The following is a 21,536-nucleotide window of genomic DNA, read 5'->3' as shown; positions in this document are numbered from 1 at the left end:
CTATCGCAGTTTTGGGTTCAGGATGTCACGCAGCCAGTCGCCGAAGAGGTTGACGGACAGAGCCAGTGCCAGAAGGGTGAGCGAGGGAAACAGCAGGATCCACCATTCGCCGGACAGGATGTACTGCCGGCCGACATTGATCAGCGTTCCGAGCGAGGGTTCGGTCTTGGGCGCGCCCACGCCGAGGAAACTCAGCGTCGCTTCCGCGATGATCGCCAGCGCGAGACTGATCGTGGCGATGACGAGGATCGGGCCGGTGACGTTCGGCAGAATGTGCCGGAGCATGATGCTCCAGCGGGTCAGTCCGATCAGGTTGCCCGCCTGCACGTATTCCTTCTGGCGTTCGACCATGGTTGCGCCGCGCACGGTGCGGGCAAACTGGACCCATTCCGACAGGCCGATCGAGATGATCAGCACCCAGATTGCCATTTCATCCCTGAGATCGGGCGGTATGAGGCCCTTGCCGATTCCGTAGAGCAGCATGGCGACCATGATGGACGGGAAGGTCATCTGGATGTCGGCGATGCGCATGATGATGCCGTCGAGCCAGCCGCCGGCATAGCCGGACAGGAGCCCGAGCACCACGCCGAGGGTCATGGCGAAGAGAACGGCGACAACCCCGACGAACAGGGAAATGCGCAGACCGAAAAGGATCGTCGACAGCACGTCGCGGCCCTGGTCGTCCGTTCCCAGGAGAAAATAGTCTCCGGTGAACTCGTTCGCCGACATCGGCTTGGTGAAGCCGTTCATCAGGTTGAGACTCGCCGGGTCGAAGGGAGTGTACGGCGAGATGAGCGGGGAGAGCACCGCGCCCAGCACAAGCAGCAGGAAGGTCAGCGACGACACGATGATGACCGGCGACGACTTGTAGGAATGCCATATGTCCGAGTTCATCCAGCGCTGCCACGTGGACGTGGCGGCCGCTTCGTTGAATTCGGGCCGAGCCGAGGCTCCCTTGGGGGTCTGGATGTCCATGAGCGGCTTGTCCTCAGTTATTGCTCACGCTCAGGCGCGGATCGATCGTGAAGTAGAGCAGGTCGACGATCAGGTTGATGGTCACGAAGATCACCGCAACGAGAAGCAGGTAGGCCGACATGACGGGGATGTCGACAAAGCTTACGGCGTTGATGAACAGGAGCCCCACGCCGGGCCACTGGAACACGCTTTCGGTGATGATCGCGAAGGCGACGATCGATCCGAATTGCAGGCCCGTGACGGTGATCACGGGGACGAGCGTGTTTTTCATGGCATGGCCGAAATTGACGGTTTTCTGGCTGAGGCCGCGTGCACGCGCAAAGCGGATGTAATCCGTCCTCAGCACCTCGAGCATTTCCGACCGCACGAGACGCATGATCAGTGTCATCTGGTAGAGCCCGAGCGTGACTGCGGGCAGGATCATCGACTTGAAGCCGTTCCAGGTCAGGATGGCCAGATCAACGCCGAAAAGACTTCGTGTTTCGCCTCGCCCGAATGCGGGCAGCCAGCCGAGATTGACCGCAAAGAGCCAGATCAGGAAAACGCCGATCAGGAATGTCGGCAGGGACACTCCGACCAGCGATGCCGTCATGATGAAATTGGCCACTACTCCGTCCCGCCGGATCGCCGTGTAGACGCCCAGTACGAAGCCGAGGGATATGGCGATCACGCCGGACAGGAGCGCAAGTTCAAGCGTTGCCGGCAGCCGGTCGAGGATGAGCTCTCCAACCGGAAGTCCAGCGCGGTAGGACACGCCGAAGTCTCCGGAAAGCGCACGCTGCAAAAATCGGAAGTACTGGACGATTATCGGATCGTTCAAGCCGAGCCGCTCTTCCAGTTCGGCCTTGTCGGCCAGGGTCGCTTCCTGCCCCAGCATGTTCTCGACCGGGTCGCCCATGAACTTGAACATGGCGAATGAAATGAAACCAACTGCCATCAGGACAAGCAGGGCCTGTCCCAGACGTCGTATGATGAAAGCAAGCATTTTTTAAACGCCAATCAAAACCCAGTGCGTCCGCGGCTTTCGCCTTCAGGTCTTGCCCCGACGGTTCTCCCTCGTTCCCGAGAACCAGCGGTTCCAGCACTTTCTGCCCCGGCAGCGGAACTGCCCCTCGCTGCGGAGCAACCGGCCGGCAATCGGCCCGGCACCGGTGGCGCGCAGTTTAACCAAAACAGCCACCGTGCCCGCTGCCGAGGCAGCAGGCACGATGGCTTGCGTTCAAGACTTACTTCTTGAAGGTCAGGAACTTGAAGTGCGGCTGGTCTTCCGGCTGCACCGGAAAGTCAACGTTGTCCTTCATGCCCCAGTTGAGAACCTGGTTATGGATCGGCAGGTACAGGGTTTCAGCCTTCGCCGTATCCCAGATTTCGCCGATCGTGGCGTTGCGGACTTCCGCATCCGTTTCCGAGGCCAGGCTCTGGATCTTGGCATCAATGCCGGCATCGGAATAACCCGTCCCGTTCCACGAGCCGTACTTGTCGGTGGTCGTGTGAACCAGGAAGTTGAAGATGTACTCCGAGTCAAAGGTCGGAACACCCCAGCCGAGCATGTAGAAATCGGTTTCCCGGTTCGTGATCAGCGGGAAGTGCTGGGCTTTCGGCTTGGCGTCAAGGTTCACCTTGATACCGATCTGACCGAGCATGCCGACGGCGGCCTGACAGATCGCCTCATCATTGATGTAGCGGTCGTTCGGGCAGTTGAGCGTCAGACCGAAGCCATCGCCGTAACCGGCCTCTTCCATCAGGGCCTTCGCCTTGGCGACGTCGTATTCCGGATAGGCGTCGAGCGCTTCTGTCCAGCCGTTGACGAACGGAGGCATGATCACACCGGTCGGGGCTGACTGCTCGCGCATCACGACCTTCTTGATGGCGTCGCGGTTGATGGCAATGTTCATTGCCTCACGGACGCGTTTGTCGGCGAGCGGGTTCTTGCCGTCGACGGTGTCGGATGCCAGATCGTCGGCACCGAGATTCATGCCGAAGAAGATCGTCCGGTTCTGCGGCGCCGTGTTCAGCTTGAGGCCGTCGGTTTCTCCAACGCGCGCCAGATCCTGCACAGGAACGTCCTGAATGAGGTCAACCTCACCGGACAGGAGTGCCGCCACGCGGGTCGCGCCTTCCTGAATGGGCGTATAAATGATTTCGGTGACTTCCATCGGGAACTCACCCTTGCCCCAGTAGTTTTCGTTCTGTTTCAGGACCGTCTTGGAATCCTGCTTGCGGCTGTCCAGCACGAATGCGCCGGTGCCGTTGACGGAACGCACACACGGGTTGTCGCCGCCATTGGCAATATCCTGCGGTGCTTCGCAACCGTTTTCGAGCGTCCAGTCCGCATCCATGATGAAGAGGTTGGTCAGGTTGTTCGGCAGCAGGGGGTTCGGACCGGTGGTCTCGATCTGCACCGTGAGGTCGTCAACCTTGCGCACGTCCTTGACGGACGCCAGCAGTTCTTTCATCGCGGAGGTCGGCATCATCGCGCGCTTGAGCGAGAAGACGACGTCATCGGCGGTGAAGTCCTGGCCGCCATGGAACTTGACGCCTTCACGCAGCTTGAATTCCCAGACGTTCGGATCTTCGGTCGGCTCCCAGCTGGTTGCGAGGGCCGGGATGATCTTGGCTTCCATGTCGCGCTGCAGGAGCGGCTCGTACATCTGGTGTGCAAGAGCGTGGGTCGGGCCTTCGTTCTGGGCGTGCGGGTCGAGCGTCAGCGAGTCACCCGCGCGCGCCCAGCGAAGTGTTTCAGCATTGGCTGCGCTGAGGCCGGCACAAAGCGCCAGGCTCGCGGCTGTCAGCTTCAGGAATGTCTTTGTCATAATGTTCCCCTTTGTTTGAACCGGGGCCGGTTGTCCGGCGCGATCTTATAGTGATCCCCAGCTGGCTTTTAAGGATGTTTGCGCAGCCGCATCTGCTGGAGTGAAACAGAATGCAACCCAAGCTGCGCTATCCTGACCGGTAACAGACCGCTCCGGCCTACCGGAGTCAAGGGGTATCTGGAAAAGGCGCGCCGGTTCCGGAAAGGTGTCGTTACGGCAGGGATTCCGGCGCTTCTGAGCGGATGGATCTGCGGCCAAGCGGTTCAGGTTTCAGGTGACTTAGCGTTCACAAAGGCGTTCAACGATTGAACGGCTCTGCCTGATGTCTCGAAACCGGTCCGAAATCGCGGCAACCTGCTTCTCGCCAAACGCTGAAACAGGTAAAAAAACTGGTGGTTTTTCGTTCTGGTTTAGGCGGTTAGGTGCAAGCGGGGTCCCTTGGAAACCTCTGGAGGTGACCCGTCTGCAAGGGGTGTCTAAACACTGCTGCGTCTCTTCGGCTTCCGTTGACATCAGACACTGTCGAGTGCGGAAAACGGAATCGGATCATCGGGTGGCGTTCCAGGTTCCTGCAATGCGAGATGCCACCAGCCGACGTCGCACCATCGACCGTTCTTGAAGCCGACACCCCGATAGATGCCGACAGGCTGGAAACCCATGGCTTCATGGATGCCGACGCTTGCTTCGTTCGGCAGCGTTATGCCGGCATAGGCGGCGGCAAAACCCTGCCGAACGAGGATATCGAACAGGGCCTTGTAAAGGCGGCGTCCGATGCCACGGCGCTGCGCTTGGGGCGCCATGTAGATGGTTACATCGCAGGACCATTGATAGGCCGCGCGCTGCCGGTGCTTTCCGGCATAGGCATAACCGAGGATGTCGCCGTCTTCCTCGTGAACCAGCCACGGGAAAGTCCCGGTGGTCGACGCCACCCGGCGAGCCATTTCCTCCGCCGTCGGGCATTCCGTCTCGAACGAGATGACGGTGTCCCGGACGTATGGCGCATAGATTTCAGCGAGGATGTCACCATCTTGCGGGGTCGCGGTGCGAATGGTCATTTCAGGAAAATCCCGGAGGTCCGGAGGGCGTTTCAAGTAGGGGTGCGGATTGGTCGTGCCGAACCGGTATGCACATAGCAATACATCTAGTCTTCAGATGTCCAGAACGGAACCCCTTTCGACGATCTGCCCTTCGAGCAGAGCCGGCTGAAGCGCGATGTTCCTGTCCAGCAAATCCATCAACTGCAGCGCAACCGAGCGCCCCATTTGCCTGGCGGGAAGATTCGTGGTGGTCAGCGGGGGGACGATTTCGGTGGACCAGTCCAGATTGTCGAACCCCATGACCGACATGTCCCCGGGGATCGAGAGGCCTGCGTCGGCAAGTCCGAAATAGGCACCGAGTGCCAGGACATCGCTGAGGCACAGGATCGCGGTGACTTTCGTGTCCCGTTCCAGAAGCGTCTGAACGGCCTGTTTGCCCCCGGAGGCGTCCAGGCTGGTCTCGAAAAAGGTGACAGTCATCGTGTCATCGCAGGCCTTGCGGGCGCCCTCGACACGTGCGGAAATCCTGTCGCTCGATCCGACCGGGCCATGGACAACGGCAATCCTGGAATGACCTTTCGATTTCAGGTAGGTGAGGGCGGCGTGGGCGAGACCGGCATTGTCATAACCTATCATGGGCGTGGAAATTGCGGGATCCCATACGGAAGTAAACACGTAGGGGATGTTTCTGCCTTCAAGCAGTTCGTAAAGCTCCCGGCTGTGCCTGGCGCCGCTCAAAATGAAGGCTTCGGACCCCATTCCCAGAAGCTTGCGCGCTTCCTTGAATTCCCTTTCCTCGTCACCGTTGGAGATCGCCAGAACGAGGGAATACTGCCTCTCGGACAGGGTCTCTTCGATGGCCGAAATGAACTTGGCATAAATGGAATACTCGATGTTCGGAATGATTGTGGCGACCGTTTTCGTCTTGTTCGTCGACAGCGAGCGCGCCGCTGCATTGGGAAAGTAGTTCAGCTTTTTGCACGCGGCTTCAACGCGTTGGCGGGTTTCTTCGGTGACTTTTGCAGACCCGTTCATCACCCTGGAGATGGTGGCGATCGAAAGCCCTGTTTCCCGCGCCACATCCCGTATCTTGCCGATTCTTTTTTCCAAGCGCTGTTCCATCCCATCCTGTGATGAAAAGTTAGCCTTGACAATATCTCGTTTCAAGTTGTTTTATGTAACCGGTTTCATTAGAGCTGACGGAGGCGCAAGCCTCTTTTTGATTGGCGATAATGAAACCGGTTATATCGCGTAAACCAGGACCGGACGACTTCGAGGGAGAAGGTCGCAGGGAATGAGAGCCGAGACCGACCACAGCGCTATCCGTCAGGTCTACCGTGGCCTGAAAGAGCCGGTGTTTTTCCAGCTTCAGGTTGACTGGGGCTGCGTCGGCACAGTCGATGTTCCGGCAGGAGCCCTGATTTCCGTAACGAACGTGGACGGCGGTGGACGGCTTCTGCTGACGGCGCGCGGACCTGAAGACAGACATTTCACGACACGGCCACTCGACGTTCCGGCCCCCGTCGGCGTTCAGGAATATCCGGGCGTGTTCGACCGTGACATGCTGGCATCGCTCGCCGCCGCACGGGGGAGCAGTCTCGACCTTGCCAGCTTCCATTCGATCTTCGACGGCAGCTCTTTGCCCGGCGACCAGTTTGTCACCAGAGCGCTGGAGGAGACGAGCCTCTATGTCATCGCACCCATGGACGACGACTATGTTGCAGGCGGTGGCGGGTCCAGTTTCACGGTCAGGATCAAACCGCCTGAAGGACGTTCACAGGACAGCTGGCTGCCGCCGCCGCTCGGCAAGATCCGGGACGAATGGCGCGTCGGGCGCGGCTCCGCCAAGGCCTATGAAGTCAAGAAGGGCCAGTTCATCCAGATCATCGATGTCGAAGGACAGCAGTGTTCCGATTTCATGGCAATGTGCGCCAGAAACCTGGAGGCCGGGCGTGAGCGCTATATCGATTCCACCGTTTCACGCACAAAGACGCACAGCGCCTATCCGCTGCCGGGCCTGTTCGACAAATTCTACGATCAGGACATCAATCCGCTCCTTTCCGTGCGCCAGGACACGGTCGGCAGGCATGACACGTTCGCGCTTGCCTGCACGGCCAACGGCTATGAAGAGCGCGGGTTCCCCGGGCACCTGAACTGTTCGGACAATATCAGCGCCGTATTCTCTCCCTTCGGGATCGGCAAGCGCGCGGCGTGGCCCGCGATCAATTTTTTCTTCAACTCCTGGATCGACTGGTCGGCGCACGGGCTTGTCAGCGACGAGGCCTGGTCACGGCCGGGTGACTTCGTGGCGATGCAGGCCTTGACCGATCTCGTCTGTGTTTCAACGGCCTGTCCGGACGACATCGATCCGATCAACGGCTGGAACCCGACGGATGTTCACGTCAGGATCTATGAGGAGGACACCTCGATCTCACACTCGGTTTCGTGGCGTTCGCAGCCCGAGGATAGCGGGAAACTGACCCGTCATTCCGCCTTTCATCCGCGCACGTCGCAATTGACCAGCCGCTTCGTCGCATCACGTGATCTCTGGGTGCCTGCGCGTTTCGACGGGACCGGCGCCATCGAAGAATACTGGGCCTGCAAGAACGCGGCGACCCTCCAGGACATGTCGGGTCTTTACAAGTTCGATGTCGTCGGACCTGACGCCGAGGCCTTGCTCCAGACCTGCCTGACGCGGGACGTTTCGAAGCTGTCGCTACATCGCGGTTTCTACGCGCTCGTCTGCGATGAGCGCGGCAGCGTTCTGGATGACGGGACGCTCTTCCGCATCGAGCAACATGCCTTCCGCTGGTGTTGCGGCTCGCAGAACTCGGCGCTGCATCTGCGCGAACAGGCGGAGGCGTTGTCCCTCAATGCCAGGGTGCTGTCACCGGGCAACCGGCTCGTCAATCTCGCAATCCAGGGGCCGAAGTCCCGGGACATCCTGCGCGACCTGGTGGTGACGCAAGCGACGCGTCCGGCGCTCGATGCGCTGAAATGGTTCGGCTTCACCATCGGACGCCTTGCTGAGCAAAACGGTCCGTCGGTCATGGTGAGCCGGTCCGGTTTCACCGGCGAGCTTGGTTACGAAATCTTCTGCGACCAGGATGACGCACTGACTGTCTGGGATCTCGTGATGGAGGCCGGTGCCCCGCACGGGCTGGTACCCATGGGCTCCGAAGCCCTGGCCATGCTGCGGATCGAGGCCGGCCTCATGGTCGCCGGGGCGGAATTCGGACCGGACAGTGACGCGTTTGAATCCGGTCTGGGCTTCGCCGTCGATTTCAAGAAAAGAGACTTCATCGGACGTGCCGCGCTCGAGCGCAATGCCACGGCGCCGCGCCGCAAGCTGGTCGGTCTGACATTCACGGGAAGCGAGGCTCCGGTGCACGGGGACCGGATCTTTGCCGGCCGGGAACAGGTCGGCGTGGTCACGAGCGGAACCTATTCGCCGGAACTGGGACATGCGATCGCCATGGCCAGGATCGCGGTCGAAAACACCGAGGCCGGCGGTACTCTGGAGGCAGGCAAACTGGACGGGCACATGAAGCGGCTGCCGTGCACCGTGGTCGACCTGCCGTTCCTCGATCCGAAACGGGAGAAGGCGCGCGCGTGACTGGGACAGCAAAAGAAGGCGTGGTCGTCACGCAGAACGTCTGGAAGATCTTCGGCCCGCCGCTTCGTGACCCGCCGCTCTCCGGTGGCCCGGTCAGACTTCTTTGAGCGCCAGAACGCGCAACGGGCTGCCCGTCCCGTTTCTGATTTTCAGGGGAGGGGTCACCAGCATTGCGCCGGTGGCCGGAAGCCTGTCGAGATTGCGCAGGCACTGCAACCCGTATTTGCCTGCACCATGCAGGTAGAAGTGCGCTGGATAGGGTGGCGTGTAGTGCGAGCCCTGACCGGCATCCGTGCCGATCGTCTCCGTGCCGAAGCCGAGGATGTCGCGTTCATCGACCAGGAAGCGGACTGCTTCCGGTGTCGGCCCGGGCGAATGGGGACCGTCGTCGCGCATGTTCAGATAGGCCGCCCCGCTGCGGTGGGACCAGTCCGTGCGCATGAGGACCCAGCAGCCCTCTGGGATGCGCCCATGAGTGCGCTCCCATTCAAGCAGAATGTCCGGTGTCAGCTCGAAGTCGTCGTTCCCGGCTGCGCCCTTGGAACAATCGATGACGACGGCGGGGGCCATGAGGTTACCGGCGGGGATTTCGTCGACGGAGCCGTTGGCAACGTCGCGGCCGCTGACCCAGTGGCTGGGCGCGTCAAAATGCGTCCCGGTGTGCTCCGACATGGATATGTTGTGCCATTTCCAGGCGGGCCCCCTGTGGTCGTAGCAGCTCACCTCTTCCATGCGGAACCGCGCGCACTGGCCGAATTCGGGCGGAAGAACGATCACGGGGAAGTCCGGGTCGAGGGTGTGGGTCAGATCGACAATCTCGATCGATCCGCCGGTGAGCGCATCGGCCAGGTTTTCCAGCAGTGTCATGAGCGGAACCCCGTCAATTCCCTTTCCTGTATTTTCGGTGAGGCGCGGAAGCGTTCGATCACGTCCCTGGCGACGTCGCCGCAATAGACGTCTTCCAGACCGTCGACGAGGCCCTGCACGATGCTTCCGGCAAGCACCTTTGCGGGCACTTTCGGAGGCGGAAGCTCCTGGTGCCAGTCGTCATCCGTCGGTCCGATAAAGACATTCAGGACGCGAAGCCCGGATGTCCGGAAATCGGCGCGCATGTTCTGGCTGAGCGACAAAGCGGCTGCGTTCGAGGCCGAGAAACAGCCATAATCCGGAAAGTTGGCGATGGCATAGGCGGAGAGAATGTTCACCCAGGCGACCGCCGAATTGGTGCCATCGGCGGTGCGTGCACACATGGCCGGACCGAAGGCCTGCGCGAGACGCATCAGGCCCAGGTAGTTCACGTCCATCTCGTTTTGCGCAAACACGGTATCGCTCCGCGTCATAAGACCGCCGGGCCGGACGTATCTGGCATTGTTGATCAGGATATCGGTCTTGCCGCCAAGTTCCGCGGCCAGCTCCTCGACCGACTTGCCGTCGGTGACATCGAGGGGCAGTATCTCGACCCCCGGGACAGCCATGATTTCGTCGTGATAGCGGCTTGGCCGCCAGTCTTCGGAGAGCCCGACAAAGACCTTTTCCGCTCCGGCCGATTTCAAGGCGCTGACGATCGCCGGTGTGTTCGGATTGCGCGCGTCGGTTATGAGCACGCGGCGGTGCCTGGGCGTACAGCTCGTTTCGCGAAGCCGCGGATCATCTTCCATAAAAGGTGTCTCCTTCACCGGCAGTGCCATCATGACACCCTGGCCGGATCTATCCAATTTGATCGCAAGCCTGACATCTGCGCTCTCAGCGACGTCGCCGTGCACATGACATATGACGGACGGGCCGACGTCCAGCTTGACCGTCCCGACGCGCACCGGCAATTGCCTGCGAAAGTAGAGATCCGTCGTGGCGCGCACCTGCGTCTCCGCGATCAGCTTTCCGTCCGGAGAAACGTCCTGCCAGTCGAGATCGACCGACAGGCATTTGCAGCAGGCATCGCGTGGCGGGTATTGGACAGCACCGCAGGCGCCGCAGACCTGCAGCATGAAGCGTCCCTCCGCTGCCGCTGCGGCCAGACCAAGAGCCGCCCTGCTGCGCTGCTGCGGCGGTGTCTGCGGGACACCGGTCCGCCGTTGCGGGTTCTTCTTCCCCGGAGGGGCGATCGGTTCGCTCATGCGCTTCCCCCCTCTATGATCGCCGCACCGGAACAGACGCCGCGGTCGTAGTTGATCACGCCGAAGCCGGAAACCATGGCACGGGATGCGCCTGGAACCTGCGTCGGTCCGGCCTTGCCCATGACCTGGCGGATGGCCTCGACAAGGCCGATATAACCGCCTGCGGCCCCGGCCTGTCCGGCGGAGAGCTGGCCGCCGGAGGTGTTGTGCGGGAAGTCTCCCGAAATCGTCAGGTCGCGGTCCTGCACGAACTGGCTGCCTTCGCCCTTCTTGCAGAACCCCAGATCCTCGAACTGCATCATCGAGATCACCGGATAGTCGTCATAAGTCTGCAGGAGGTCGATGTCGGAGGGGCCGCATTTGGCCATGCCGTACAGGTCGTCGATATCCATTGCCCAGCCACCCCGGAGCTGGATGGGATCGTCGGCGAAGGCATTGTGCCGCTCGATCGTTCCGGCAATCACCGCGAAGGGCAAATCCCGCCGCCGGGCTTCCTCGACGGTCATGACCAGGAAGGCCTCCGACCCGGCGCAGGGCATGACACAGTCGAACAGCGCGATCGGATCGGAGATCGGCCGTGCGTTCAGATATTGATCGAGCGTGAGCGGTTTTTTCATGAGCGCTTTTGGATTACGCAAGGCGTTGTCGCGCTGTGCGACACAGATCCGGCCGAAATCCTCGCGGGTTGCCCCATAGTCCTTCATGTAGCGGTCCGTCAGGAGCGCGAAATTGGCATTCGGGCCGCCAAACCCGTAGGGATAGGCGGCATCCTGGGAGAACCGGCTAAAGCTCGACAGAAGGTTCCGGAACGAGTCGATATGATTTGTGTCACCGGCGACGCAGGCCACAATATCGGCGTCGCCCGCCTGAACGGCCCTGGCTGCGCGCCGAAGCGCCACGATGCCGGAGGCACCTCCCATCGGGACATGATCGAGCCAGCGGGGACAAAGGCCCAGATGCTGGGTCAGGCCAACGGCATTGTCGGGGAACAGGGTGAAACTCGAAACGGCAAATCCGTCAATATCGCCCGGTCTCAGTCCTGCCTGATCGAGGCTTTGCTTGAGCGCGCGCGCAATCCACCAGTGCGCTGTTTCAACCGAAAAGCGCTGGTAGGGAACGGTCGCGGGAGAGACAACTGCGACCCCTTCGTAGCCAAGGCGCGTCCGGCTCATGAAACCTGTCTTTTCTTGAGATGCACCAGATTGATTGTCGATGATTTTTCCAGGTGATGCAAAGCAAGCGCCTTCAGCTCCGCGCGCTGAATTTTCTGGGTCGATGTCAGGGGCAGGCTGTCCACGAAGGCAATATATCCCGGCACCTTGTAATAGGCCATCTGGCCGAGGGCCCAGCGGGTGATCGCTTCAGCCGTTTCAGGCCCGGGATCCCGGACTGTCAGACAGGCAAAGACCTCGTCGCCGCGAATTGGGTCCGGCACGGGTGCGACGCCTGCGGCCGTAACGTCGGGATGACGCATGAGCACACTCTCGACGTCCACGGCGGCGATGTTTTCACCCGACCGGCGAATGACGTTCTTCCGGCGGTCGACAAAAAACAGGAAGCCGTTCGCTTCCTGCCGCACGACGTCACCGGTGTGAAACCAGCCATCCTTCCAGGCGTTTTCGGTGGCCTCAGGGTCCTTGTAGTACTCGCGGAAAAATCCCCGCCCCGGTTCGGGTCCTTTTCGCCGGACAAGCAGTTCCCCCGGTTCGCCTTCCGGAACATCGCTCCCGGTTTCGTCGACGAGACGGACTTCCAGCCAGTCCGGCAGGCGGCCGAGCGCGGCCTTGCCGACAAGCCGGTCCGGCTGGTTGTTCATGATAACCGCACCGGCGCCGGTTTCCGTCATTGCCCAGCCTTCGCTCAGGGGAAAGCCGAAGCGCTTTTCGAACGGTGCGTGGAGCTTGGGATCGACACCGGCACCGAAGCCGAAACGCACAGTGTGGTTTCGGTCGTTCTCACCTGGTGGCATTTCCATCAGGATGGACGGCATCACGCCAAGATAGTGCAGGCACGTTGCCCGGCTGTCGCGCACACTCTGCCACCAGGTCCGCGGGTGGAACCTGTCCAGGGCCGTCAGGCATCCGCCGACACGCAGCATCGCCATGAAGGAATAGGCCATGGCGTTCATGTGGAAAATCGGCAGGGGCGTGATCATGCGTTCGCCGTCTTCGCCGAGGTCTGCAATTCCGCCCAGATCCGCGTAAAACTCCGCGACTTCCGAAAAATAGGAATTGTCGAGAACACAGCCCTTGGGCTTGCCCGTGGTGCCGGACGTATAAAGCACTGCCGCTTCCCGGTCGTCTCCATTCTCAGAGAGGCGTGCCGTGACCGCGTCCTTGCGCGGGGAGGGGATTGCGCCATCCGCTGCTACGACACCTGCGTCGATGCCGCTTTCCCCAACAGCGGAGCGGAGCGCTTCGAGCCGGTCCGGTACGGCGATGATCAGTGCCGGTTCCGCATGGCCGATCAGGTATTCCAGTTCGCTGGCGCGCAGATCGGGATTGATCGGCACAACCGACGCCCGCAGGCTGTTGAGCGCAAGCCAGATCAGGAAGTAGTCCGGCCGGTTTTCCAGAAGCAGGGCGACGCGCATGCCTTCGCCTATACCGGCCTGTTGCAAGCGGGTGGCGTGGTCGTTCACGCGGCGCATTGCTTCGGTGTAGGTAATTTCGCCGGAGGGGATTGCGTAGGCCTCTGCCGTCTCGGGCAGCAAGTTCAGCATCGGGCGGTCGGGCCAGCGATCATGGGCCGTGACGAAATAGTCGTATACGGTCGCCAAGCCACCTTTCAAAGTCTCGTCCTCCCCCGACAACGCATGCTGACCACGATGCGATATTTATATGAAAAAACATATTAATTGTCTTCTTTTCTGTCAAAGAGAAATTCCGAAGAGGCTGAAAGGCAAGGGTTCAAGTGTTGAGGCGGAGTGAGTGAGTTCCTGTTTTATTGAGCTTTTTTATTCGTAACGAGGAACAGGAACCCATTCGTTGCGACCATTTCAAGGGAGGTTTGATTTAGATGAAATTTCATATAAATTGAATTCCCGTTGACCGGCTGACAGAATGGGCGGGTCATGCGGGCGGCCGTTTCAGGGCCGGTGTGAGCGGGAGAAGACGATGGGTGGTTATGAGGGACGGACGGCGCTTGTCACCGGAGCGAGCACGGGCATCGGCAAGGCCATTGCCGAACATTTGCTGGGGCGCGGCTGCAAGATCATCTCGGTTTCACGGCGGCCGTTGGAGATCACGTCCGAAAACGTGACGTCGCTCTGCGTCGATCTCAGTGATCCGCAGGCAGTCCGCGACTGTGCCGATCTCATCCGGGAGACTCACAAGGTCGATATCCTCGTCAACAATGCCGGGGTCGTGCGCAACACGCCAGTGGAAGATATCACCGACGAGGAATTCGACACGCTTCAAAACCTGCACCTCAGGTCCGCGATCATGCTTGTGCAGGCGGTGCTGCCACACATGAAGGCGCAGGCCTTCGGGCGCATCGTCAACATGTCTTCGCGCGCGGTCGTCGGTCTGTCGCAGCGAACGGTCTACGCCGGTACGAAGGCGGCCCTGATTTCGATGACGCGGACCTGGGCGCTTGAACTCGGAAGCCACGGCATCACCGTGAATGCCATTGCCCCCGGGCCGGTGGTGACCGACATGCTGACCGCCGACATTCCGGAAGAAAGCGAAACGTTCAGGAAACTGGCTGCGTCCCTGCCGACGAAACGTCTGGGAGATGCCGGCGATGTCGCCCGCGCGACGCTTTTTTTCACTGACCCGGAGAACAGCTGGGTGACAGGCCAGACGCTCTACGTTTGCGGTGGTGCCAGCCTCGGGTCCCTGACCGCGCTTTAGGGCACGGACTCATAAATCAGGCCGCAATGGTATGGATGAACATGTTCGGATACGCGGGCCGCATATGGCCCTAGTTAGGAATCCAGCCGAAGCTGCCGGAGCGATTTTGAAAGAATGCGGCAGAGGGCGTTTTCGACCGGTGTCTGGTTGCTCCGCGAGGGGATCAGGAGACCGATCCTGAGGTCCTTCAGAAAACTGGACTTGAGGGAAATGTAGCGGAGTTTTCCGGCTTCGATTTCCTCGAGGAAACCGATTTTCGAATAAAGCCCGATGCCGCGGCCGCTGATGATCATCGAACGGGCAAGCGGCAGGGAATTGGTGAAGCAGGCGGTCTTCAGCGGGATGTTGTTGTCGGCAAGGGCAAGATTGACGAGGGACCGTTCGGCGAGCGCGTCATAGGACCGGATGAGCGGAAACGGCGTCAGGTCCTCAATGTCCAGAGCATCGCGTTCCGCCAGCGGATGGTTCTCCGTCAGGATCGCACCGATCGGTGCGGACTTTTCCGTTCGCACACGCACGCCGGGGTGGAGATCGTTGCAAAAGGAAATCCCGATCCCGGCCTCACCCTCGGCAACGGCTCGCACGATTTCATCCGGCTGGGCGGTCTGTATCGAATAGGTGATATCGGGGTATTCACGGGCGAACTGATCGATGGCCGACGGCAGAAGGCTAAGGGCGACGGAATCGAGTGACGCAATGTCGATGTGCCCGGCACGCAAATCCCTGATATCCGCGACAAGATGCAGGATCTTTTCGTAGTCGAAGATCGTCTTGCGGCAATGCTCGAGGACAACCGCTCCTGCCGCCGTGAGTTCCACGCCCTCCGCATGGCGGTCGAACAGCTTCACACCGAGACGCTGCTCGATATCGAGTATTTTCCTGTTCACGGAGGACGACGACACGTGCAGGACCGCTGCGGCGCGGCGTATGGAGCCTTGCCGCGCGACCTCGTCGAAATAGTTCAGAAACTTGCTGTGCATGTAAACTCTGCCCTGGGTCCCGACCCTAAGGCGATGCAAAAAAGGCATCGCTATGTGCCAAACTAAATTCTATCCGCAACGCCAGGCGGGCGTCTACTCTCAAGAAAAAAAGGGAGACACGGACAAAACACCTACCAGGAGATCGTTCAGATGACACACAGGGGACTCAATCGCCGGCACGTTTTGCAAGGGCTCGGAGCGGCTGCCGGACTGGCGACAACCGGGACTTTCCTTTCCGTCGGACCTTCCGCGGCTGCCGACTTCAAGATCAGGATGCAGCTCGGCTGGCTGGCGTCTAACGGCATTCTCGGCGAGGTCATGGCCGACAAGCTGGGTTATTTTGCCGAAGAAGGCCTTGAGCTGGAGATCATCCCCGGCGGACCAAACATCGACGGCGTGGCGTCCGTTGCATCCGGCGCCAACAATTTCGGGTCGATTTCGTCCTCTCCCTCCCTGATGCTGGCCCGTTCGGCCGGGCTGCCGATCAAGTGCGTCGCGGCCGGGTATCAGCAACACCCGTTCACCTATTTCTCCATGGAAGCCAATCCCGTGCGCAAGCCGGAAGATCTCGTCGGCAAGAAAGTCGCCACACAGGGAACGGCGCGGATCCTGCTGCGTGCGCTTCTTGCAAAGAACGGCATTGACGAAAGCCAGGTCGAAGTCTCCGTCATGGGCGGTGACATGGCACCGCTCAAGGTCGGGCAGGTCGACGTGGCGACCGGCTGGCAGACCAATGTCGGGGCGCTTTCCGTGCTCGGCGACGAACGGGTCGACATGAAACTGTGGGATGCGGGCATCCAGCTCTATGCCAACCCCTACTACACGACAGATGATGTGCTGCAGGAGAACGGCGACAAGATCACCGCCGCGATCCGCGCGATCTCACGAGGCTGGGGCGCTGTCTATGAAAATCCGGAAGCCGGCGTCGACGCGCTCGTCGAGCGCTATCCGAACCTGGACAAGGACAGCGAAATGAAGGCGGTCGATCTCGTTCTCGGTTTCTCGTTCAACGACAAGACCAAGGCCGGCGGCTGGGGCATCATGACGGCCGACAACTGGCAGGAACAGATCGACACCTATAACAGCCTCGAGCAGTTCACCAACGGTGCGCCGAACGTGGCCGACATCATGACGCTGGACATTCTCGAAGCCACCAAAGATGTCCGTCCAACATTTGGCTGATTTCGCGGACGAATGTCCCGAACAGGAGCCGGCTGGCCGCAAGGTTGCGGCCCGCCTGTCCGGAGCCTCGGTGAAATTCGGACGTTTCACCGCTCTTGAAAACATCAACCTGGAGATCGGCGAAGGCGAGTTCTGGACCATCCTCGGCCCGTCCGGGTGCGGCAAGTCCACCATGCTGAGATTGGTGTCGGACCTGGTTCCCACGGCCGAAGGCGAGGTCACCATCCTCGACAAGTCGACAGAAGCCGCGCGGCTTGCACGCGAATTTGCCTTCGTCTTCCAGGATGCCACCTTGCTGCCGTGGCGCAGCGCTTTGAAGAATGTGGAACTTCCCCTCGAAATGGGCCGCAAGCGGGGGCTGAAGATCCCCGCTTCGGATCGAAGCCCGCAGGAACTCCTGGAACTCGTGGGGCTGAAGGGACGTGAAAACGCCCTGCCGCACGAACTTTCCGGCGGCATGCGCCAGCGGGTCGCAATCGCAAGAGCGCTTGTGTGCAAACCGAAGCTGCTGCTGATGGACGAACCGTTCGGTGCTCTGGACGAAATGAAGCGTGACCTTCTGAACCTGAAGCTGCGCGAGATCTGGCAGGAAACGGGCGTCACGATCCTGTTCGTGACCCATTCGATTTCGGAAGCGGTGTTCCTCGGTCAGAAGGTGCTGATGCTGCGCGCCAATCCGGGCCGGGTGATGGACGTGGTCGATATCGATCTGCCGCCGGACCGGAATATCGCCCTCAGGGAAACACCGGAGTTCAACCGCTATTGCGGCCGGCTTCGCCAGTTGCTGGAGGAATGCTGATGTCTCTGACCCAGGTTTCCCCCGACGTCGAGGACGACAAACTCGGCATGCTTGAACAGGCAAGGCTGAGAGCGGCTCAGATCGCCATTCCTCTTGGAACGGCCGTCTCGATACTGCTGGTCTGGCAGATCGGGGTGCGGTTTTTCGAGGTTCCGACCTATATCGCGCCAGCGCCGACCGATGTCCTTGCCGTGTTCGCCAATGAATACACGCTGCTTTTGCGGAACTTCTGGCCGACGCTGATAGAGAGCCTTTCGGGCTTTGCCGTCGGCAATCTGGCTGCGATCCTGATCGCGGTCGCCTTCGTGCATAGCCGGACGGTCGAAAAGGCGTTCTTTCCGATCGCGGTCTTCATCAACACGATCCCGATCCTGGCCATCGCGCCGATCCTCGTGCTGATATTCGGTGCCGGAATGACGGCCAAGGTCGTGATCGCCGCCCTGATCTGCTTCTTCCCGACCCTGGTGAACATGGTGCGGGGGCTGCAGTCGGTGTCACCGCAAACCCTTGAGCTGGCGCGCATCCTGTCCGCGTCCAAGTCGGAGATCTTCTGGAAGATCCGGTTGCCGTCGTCGCTTCCGTTCCTGTTCTCGGCACTGAAGATCGCGGCAACCACCTGCGTGATCGGTGCGATCGTCGGTGAATGGATTGGTGCCGATGTGGGTCTGGGAGCGCTGATCATCGACAGTACGTTCAACTTCCGCTCACCACTTCTCTACGCGACCGTTTTCGTCTCCTCCGGCTTGTCGGTGCTGTTGTTCACGGCTGTTTCGGTTGCCGAAAAGCTCGTTGTTCGCTGGTAGCGCCGCCGCCGGTAACTGGATTTCAAGGAAAAGGATCAAGGACAATGGCAGAACGTCACACGACAACCGTTCAGGTCGAAGGCGCGCAGGTTCCGGTCGTTGCGGACTGTGATGTGGTCGTGATCGGCGCCGGGCCCGCAGGTCACGCCGCCGCAGTTTCGGCTGCCCGGAACGGCGCTTCGGTCACGTTGCTGGAGCGCTATCATCACCTGGGCGGCATGGCGTCCGGCGGGATGGTTCTCGTTCTCGACGACATGGTCAACGAGGGTAACGAGATCGTCACTACCGGGATCGTGAGCGAGTTCGTCGACCGGCTGGAGCGGCAGGATGCTGCGGTCTATCCCCCACCCGAGGACTGTCAGACCAACTGGCAGATGTGGCAGAAATGGTCGCGCTGGGGGTGTATCGACTTTCACAAGGCGATGATGCCGCAGCCAATCATTCACGCGGTTGCGTTCGACCCGGATGGCTGGAAACGGGTCAGCCTGGACATGGTGGTGGAAGCCAAGGTGAACCTGCGCACGCATAGCTGGTTCTCGGATGTGCTGATGGAAAACGGCCGGATCAGCGGCGTCATCGCGCAGACCAAGCTCGGGCGTCAGGCCATTCGGGCACGTTATGTCGTCGATGCCACCGGCGACCTGGACGTCGGGGTTGCGGCCGGGGCGGACTATATCGACGGCCAGTATATCGTCACGACCGTTTTCCGGCTCGCGAACGTTGACACCGACAAGGCCGTCGCGTTCGAATTTGCAGATCCGGAGCAATACAAGAAACTCGACCGGGAAGCGCGGCGCAGGATCGGCGGCGCCTGGGGCATGTGGTGGCTCAAGACGCCGATCCCGGGGGTGGTCTGGTGCAACTGCCCGCACATGCCGGGTTACGACGGGCTGTCCGTGGAAGACATGGTCGCCTCGGAGATCGAGGGCCGCGAGCGCATGATGAAGCTGCACGCGTTCGCCAAGGAAAACATTCCGGGCTTTGAAAATGCCACGATGCTGGGAGCGGCCGAGCAGATGGGCATCCGCCAGACGCGGCTCTTGAAGGGGGAATATGTCGTCAACAAGGACGACGTGAAATCCCGTCGCTACTTCGCCGACACCGTGTGCCGCGGCCGTGACTACTACACCCCGTATCGTGCACTGCTTCCCAAGGGCATCGACAACCTGATCGTCGCCGGACGCCACTACTCCGTGGAAAGCGATGCGCAGAAGCTTTCGCGCGAAATTCCTCCCTGCATGGCGCAGGGTGAAGCTGCGGGTGTTGCGGCCGCCCTGGCGCTCGACGGAAACAAGCCGCTCCGCGTGGTCGACTACAAGGCCATCCAGAAACAAATGCGCGCCCAAGGCGCCGATCCGGGAGACATACCGTCGCCGAACGCTCTCATCGAAGATCACGTCGCGGCGGAATAGCAGAGGCTCACATGTCAGAGAAAATCATGCCACTTGATGGCATTCGGGTCATCGACTTCACGCAAGTCATGCTGGGGCCGTGCGCGACCCAGATGCTCGGTGATTTCGGGGCGGACGTGATCAAGATCGAACGGCCAGGGGCAGGAGACCTCAGCCGCGGGTTCTACGGCGAGCGCACGGAAGAAGCGCTGAACAATGCCGTCTTTGCTTCGCTGAACCGCAACAAACGGTCGATCGAGATCGACACCAAGTCCGAAACGGGCCGCCAGCAGGTGCTTGATCTTGTGAAGACGGCCGACATCGTCGTCGACAACTTCCGGGCCGGGGTCATGGACAGGCTGGGCTTCGGCTACGACGCGCTGTCGAAACTCAACCCGCGGATCATCTGCGCCTCCGGCACCGGCTTCGGCTCGTCCGGCCCCTACGCCCACAAGGGCGGGCAGGATGTGCTGGCCCAGGCGATGACCGGTGTCATGGAAAAGACCCAGGATCCTTCCATTCCGAAATCGATCTATCCGACGACGCTTTGCGACTATTCGGCGGGCATGCATCTCGTGCAGGGCGTGCTGGCCGCACTCCTGATGCGTGACAAGACGGGCAAGGGTCAGAAAGTCGAGGTCTCGCTCTATGACAGCATGATCGCGATGCAGATGCAGGAAGCGGCGCAATGGTCGAAGCACAGGGAAGTGCTGAACTGGGCTGCCATGCCCCTGACCGGTGTTTTCGACACCACTGACGGCGCCATCGTGATCGTCGGTGCCTTCAAGGCGAACCCCTTGCAGGATATCTGCTCTGCCCTGGAGATCGACGACCTGTCGCCCGACTATCCGACGCTGGACGTGCAGCGCAGGCACAAACCCTTCCTGCAGCAGCGGTTCCGGGAAGCGATTGCCGGGAACACGTCCGCCTACTGGCTGGAACGGCTGGAGGCACAGGATCTTCTGTGTGCCCCCGTCCGCTCGCTCGGAGACGCGCTGGCGGACCCGCAGACGATGATCAACGGCATGCTTCATGCCATCGACCATCCGGTGCTTGGCGAGATCACCCTCGCGGGATCGCCCGTCCATCTGAGTGACGCGCCGCTTGTCGTCCGTCATGTTCCTCCGAAACTCGGGGAACACACGGAAGAAGTGCTGCAGGAACTGGCCGCGCTCCTGAGCAACGAGGCGGCTGAATGAGTGTCGACTTCAACGTTGCTGGTCACGTCGCGCGCGTGACCATCAATCGTCCTGAGCGTCTGAACGCCGTCGATAGCGCAGCCCATGCGCGACTGGCGGAGATCTGGGAAGAGGTCGAGCAGAACCCGGACATACGGTGTGCGGTTCTCACGGGCGCCGGACCGAAGGCCTTCTGCGCAGGCGCGGACCTAAAGGAAAACACCGGCCTGACCGGGGTGGACTACTGGAAAAACATCAGCGCGTCCGGGTTCACGGGGATTGCGCTCCGGCAAATGTCTACCCCCGTGATCGCGCGCGTCAACGGCCTTGCCCTTGGCGGCGGGCTGGAAATGGTTCTGGGGTGCGACATCGTCATCGCCGCCGAGACGGCGCGCTTCGGGCTGCCGGAAGCGAAGGTCGGACGCGTGCCGCTCGATGGCGGCATGGTGCTGCTTCCGCGTCTGGTTCCACGCAACATCGCCATGGGCATGATGATGACCGGACGGCTGCTAGCGGCGCCGGAGTTGGAACGTTACGGACTGATCAACGCGATCGTTCCGCCTGAAGATCTGGACGCGGAGACCGACCGCTGGGTGGGCGAGTTGCTGACGTGTGCCCCGCTCAGCCTGCGGGCGATCAAGGCCATCAACCGGCAGACGGCGCATCTGGCGGCGCAGGAAGCGTTTCGGTATCCGACGGACGAACTCGAGGCGGCGCTTTGTTCAGATGATGCCGGCGAGGGGGTCGCCGCATTCCGGGAAAAGCGGGCGCCGGTCTGGAAAGGGCGCTGATCC

General features: G+C 60.9%; 18 protein-coding genes. 8 read left to right on the top strand and 10 right to left on the bottom strand.

The window, feature by feature from the left end:
• From ACO07N_RS01550 to ACO07N_RS01530, 5 genes are all read right to left on the bottom strand, one after another.
• Positions 1–975, bottom strand: coding sequence for an ABC transporter permease (locus ACO07N_RS01550; RefSeq protein ID WP_421979333.1), 975 nt, complete (start codon positions 973–975; stop codon positions 1–3).
• A 13-nt stretch (positions 976–988) separates the two neighbouring features.
• Positions 989–1,960, bottom strand: coding sequence for an ABC transporter permease (locus ACO07N_RS01545; protein WP_421979332.1), 972 nt, complete (start codon positions 1,958–1,960; stop codon positions 989–991).
• Between the two features lie 241 nt (positions 1,961–2,201).
• Entirely contained in the window at positions 2,202–3,788 is a 1,587-nt protein-coding gene (locus tag ACO07N_RS01540) for an ABC transporter substrate-binding protein (RefSeq protein WP_421979331.1), read from the bottom strand.
• A gap of 512 nt (positions 3,789–4,300) precedes the next feature.
• Positions 4,301–4,843, bottom strand: a complete 543-nt coding sequence (locus tag ACO07N_RS01535) for an arsinothricin resistance N-acetyltransferase ArsN1 family B (RefSeq protein WP_421979330.1) — start codon at positions 4,841–4,843, stop codon at positions 4,301–4,303.
• A gap of 93 nt (positions 4,844–4,936) precedes the next feature.
• Positions 4,937–5,935, bottom strand: a complete 999-nt coding sequence (locus ACO07N_RS01530) for a LacI family DNA-binding transcriptional regulator (protein ID WP_421979329.1) — start codon at positions 5,933–5,935, stop codon at positions 4,937–4,939.
• 184 nt (positions 5,936–6,119) lie between these two features.
• Between ACO07N_RS01530 and ACO07N_RS01525 the strand changes: the two genes are divergently transcribed.
• Complete coding sequence (locus ACO07N_RS01525; protein ID WP_421979328.1) at positions 6,120–8,441, top strand: DUF1989 domain-containing protein; 2,322 nt, start codon at positions 6,120–6,122, stop codon at positions 8,439–8,441.
• Positions 8,442–8,534: 93 nt separating this feature from the next.
• Here the strand turns inward: ACO07N_RS01525 and ACO07N_RS01520 are convergent, their stop codons facing one another.
• The 4 genes from ACO07N_RS01520 to ACO07N_RS01505 are packed head-to-tail and all read right to left on the bottom strand — an operon-like array spanning position 8,535 to position 13,277.
• Positions 8,535–9,308: a cyclase family protein gene (locus tag ACO07N_RS01520; RefSeq protein ID WP_421979327.1), complete on the bottom strand. Its 774-nt coding sequence runs from the start codon at positions 9,306–9,308 to the stop codon at positions 8,535–8,537.
• Positions 9,305–10,555 carry an SDR family NAD(P)-dependent oxidoreductase gene (locus tag ACO07N_RS01515; protein ID WP_421979326.1) on the bottom strand — a complete coding sequence of 417 codons (1,251 nt, stop codon included), beginning with the start codon at positions 10,553–10,555 and terminating at the stop codon, positions 9,305–9,307. Before ACO07N_RS01515 ends, ACO07N_RS01520 begins: the two co-directional genes overlap by 4 nt.
• Positions 10,552–11,727 carry a thiolase family protein gene (locus ACO07N_RS01510; RefSeq protein ID WP_421979325.1) on the bottom strand — a complete coding sequence of 392 codons (1,176 nt, stop codon included), beginning with the start codon at positions 11,725–11,727 and terminating at the stop codon, positions 10,552–10,554. The genes ACO07N_RS01515 and ACO07N_RS01510 overlap by 4 nt, the downstream gene beginning before the upstream one ends.
• Entirely contained in the window at positions 11,724–13,277 is a 1,554-nt protein-coding gene (locus tag ACO07N_RS01505) for an AMP-binding protein (protein WP_421984364.1), read from the bottom strand. The genes ACO07N_RS01510 and ACO07N_RS01505 overlap by 4 nt, the downstream gene beginning before the upstream one ends.
• A gap of 394 nt (positions 13,278–13,671) precedes the next feature.
• On the opposite strand from ACO07N_RS01505, the gene ACO07N_RS01500 reads away from it, so the two are divergent.
• Entirely contained in the window at positions 13,672–14,409 is a 738-nt protein-coding gene (locus ACO07N_RS01500; protein ID WP_421979324.1) for an SDR family NAD(P)-dependent oxidoreductase, read from the top strand.
• A gap of 74 nt (positions 14,410–14,483) precedes the next feature.
• Here the strand turns inward: ACO07N_RS01500 and ACO07N_RS01495 are convergent, their stop codons facing one another.
• Entirely contained in the window at positions 14,484–15,389 is a 906-nt protein-coding gene (locus ACO07N_RS01495; protein ID WP_421979323.1) for a LysR family transcriptional regulator, read from the bottom strand.
• 150 nt (positions 15,390–15,539) lie between these two features.
• Here ACO07N_RS01495 and ACO07N_RS01490 point away from each other — a divergent pair, with 150 nt between their 5' ends.
• From ACO07N_RS01490 to ACO07N_RS01465, 6 genes are read left to right on the top strand one after another with little or no spacing between them, the layout of a single operon-like run.
• Entirely contained in the window at positions 15,540–16,571 is a 1,032-nt protein-coding gene (locus tag ACO07N_RS01490; protein ID WP_319383652.1) for an ABC transporter substrate-binding protein, read from the top strand.
• A complete protein-coding gene (locus ACO07N_RS01485; RefSeq protein WP_421979322.1) occupies positions 16,549–17,370 on the top strand; it encodes an ABC transporter ATP-binding protein in 822 nt (273 codons plus the stop codon). Before ACO07N_RS01490 ends, ACO07N_RS01485 begins: the two co-directional genes overlap by 23 nt.
• 47 nt (positions 17,371–17,417) lie before the next feature.
• Positions 17,418–18,173, top strand: coding sequence for an ABC transporter permease (locus ACO07N_RS01480; protein ID WP_421984363.1), 756 nt, complete (start codon positions 17,418–17,420; stop codon positions 18,171–18,173).
• A 44-nt stretch (positions 18,174–18,217) separates the two neighbouring features.
• Positions 18,218–19,585 (top strand): FAD-dependent oxidoreductase, encoded by a 1,368-nt coding sequence (locus ACO07N_RS01475; protein WP_421979321.1) that lies wholly within the window; start codon positions 18,218–18,220, stop codon positions 19,583–19,585.
• A gap of 11 nt (positions 19,586–19,596) precedes the next feature.
• A complete protein-coding gene (locus ACO07N_RS01470) occupies positions 19,597–20,763 on the top strand; it encodes a CaiB/BaiF CoA transferase family protein (protein ID WP_421979320.1) in 1,167 nt (388 codons plus the stop codon).
• Positions 20,760–21,533, top strand: a complete 774-nt coding sequence (locus ACO07N_RS01465; RefSeq protein ID WP_421979319.1) for an enoyl-CoA hydratase-related protein — start codon at positions 20,760–20,762, stop codon at positions 21,531–21,533. Before ACO07N_RS01470 ends, ACO07N_RS01465 begins: the two co-directional genes overlap by 4 nt.
• Positions 21,534–21,536 lie beyond the last annotated feature (3 nt).

Origin of the sequence: Roseibium sp. (assembly GCF_965229775.1) — a bacterium.
Lineage (GTDB): Bacteria > Pseudomonadota > Alphaproteobacteria > Rhizobiales > Stappiaceae > Roseibium.
The sequence above is the reverse complement of the archived record's forward strand: the minus strand, read 5'-3'. Positions and strand labels throughout refer to the sequence as shown.

What these genes read in the sequence shown, in the direction of transcription:
- ACO07N_RS01550 (WP_421979333.1), bottom strand. Translation starts at nt 975, where the DNA reads ATGGACATCCAGACCCCCAAGGGAGCCTCGGCTCGGCCCGAATTCAAC.
- ACO07N_RS01545 (WP_421979332.1), bottom strand. Translation starts at nt 1,960, where the DNA reads ATGCTTGCTTTCATCATACGACGTCTGGGACAGGCCCTGCTTGTCCTG.
- ACO07N_RS01540 (WP_421979331.1), bottom strand. Translation starts at nt 3,788, where the DNA reads ATGACAAAGACATTCCTGAAGCTGACAGCCGCGAGCCTGGCGCTTTGT.
- ACO07N_RS01535 (WP_421979330.1), bottom strand. Translation starts at nt 4,843, where the DNA reads ATGACCATTCGCACCGCGACCCCGCAAGATGGTGACATCCTCGCTGAA.
- ACO07N_RS01525 (WP_421979328.1), top strand. Translation starts at nt 6,120, where the DNA reads ATGAGAGCCGAGACCGACCACAGCGCTATCCGTCAGGTCTACCGTGGC.
- ACO07N_RS01520 (WP_421979327.1), bottom strand. Translation starts at nt 9,308, where the DNA reads ATGACACTGCTGGAAAACCTGGCCGATGCGCTCACCGGCGGATCGATC.
- ACO07N_RS01515 (WP_421979326.1), bottom strand. Translation starts at nt 10,555, where the DNA reads ATGAGCGAACCGATCGCCCCTCCGGGGAAGAAGAACCCGCAACGGCGG.
- ACO07N_RS01510 (WP_421979325.1), bottom strand. Translation starts at nt 11,727, where the DNA reads ATGAGCCGGACGCGCCTTGGCTACGAAGGGGTCGCAGTTGTCTCTCCC.
- ACO07N_RS01505 (WP_421984364.1), bottom strand. Translation starts at nt 13,277, where the DNA reads ATGCTGAACTTGCTGCCCGAGACGGCAGAGGCCTACGCAATCCCCTCC.
- ACO07N_RS01500 (WP_421979324.1), top strand. Translation starts at nt 13,672, where the DNA reads ATGGGTGGTTATGAGGGACGGACGGCGCTTGTCACCGGAGCGAGCACG.
- ACO07N_RS01495 (WP_421979323.1), bottom strand. Translation starts at nt 15,389, where the DNA reads ATGCACAGCAAGTTTCTGAACTATTTCGACGAGGTCGCGCGGCAAGGC.
- ACO07N_RS01490 (WP_319383652.1), top strand. Translation starts at nt 15,540, where the DNA reads ATGACACACAGGGGACTCAATCGCCGGCACGTTTTGCAAGGGCTCGGA.
- ACO07N_RS01485 (WP_421979322.1), top strand. Translation starts at nt 16,549, where the DNA reads ATGTCCGTCCAACATTTGGCTGATTTCGCGGACGAATGTCCCGAACAG.
- ACO07N_RS01480 (WP_421984363.1), top strand. Translation starts at nt 17,418, where the DNA reads ATGCTTGAACAGGCAAGGCTGAGAGCGGCTCAGATCGCCATTCCTCTT.
- ACO07N_RS01475 (WP_421979321.1), top strand. Translation starts at nt 18,218, where the DNA reads ATGGCAGAACGTCACACGACAACCGTTCAGGTCGAAGGCGCGCAGGTT.
- ACO07N_RS01470 (WP_421979320.1), top strand. Translation starts at nt 19,597, where the DNA reads ATGTCAGAGAAAATCATGCCACTTGATGGCATTCGGGTCATCGACTTC.
- ACO07N_RS01465 (WP_421979319.1), top strand. Translation starts at nt 20,760, where the DNA reads ATGAGTGTCGACTTCAACGTTGCTGGTCACGTCGCGCGCGTGACCATC.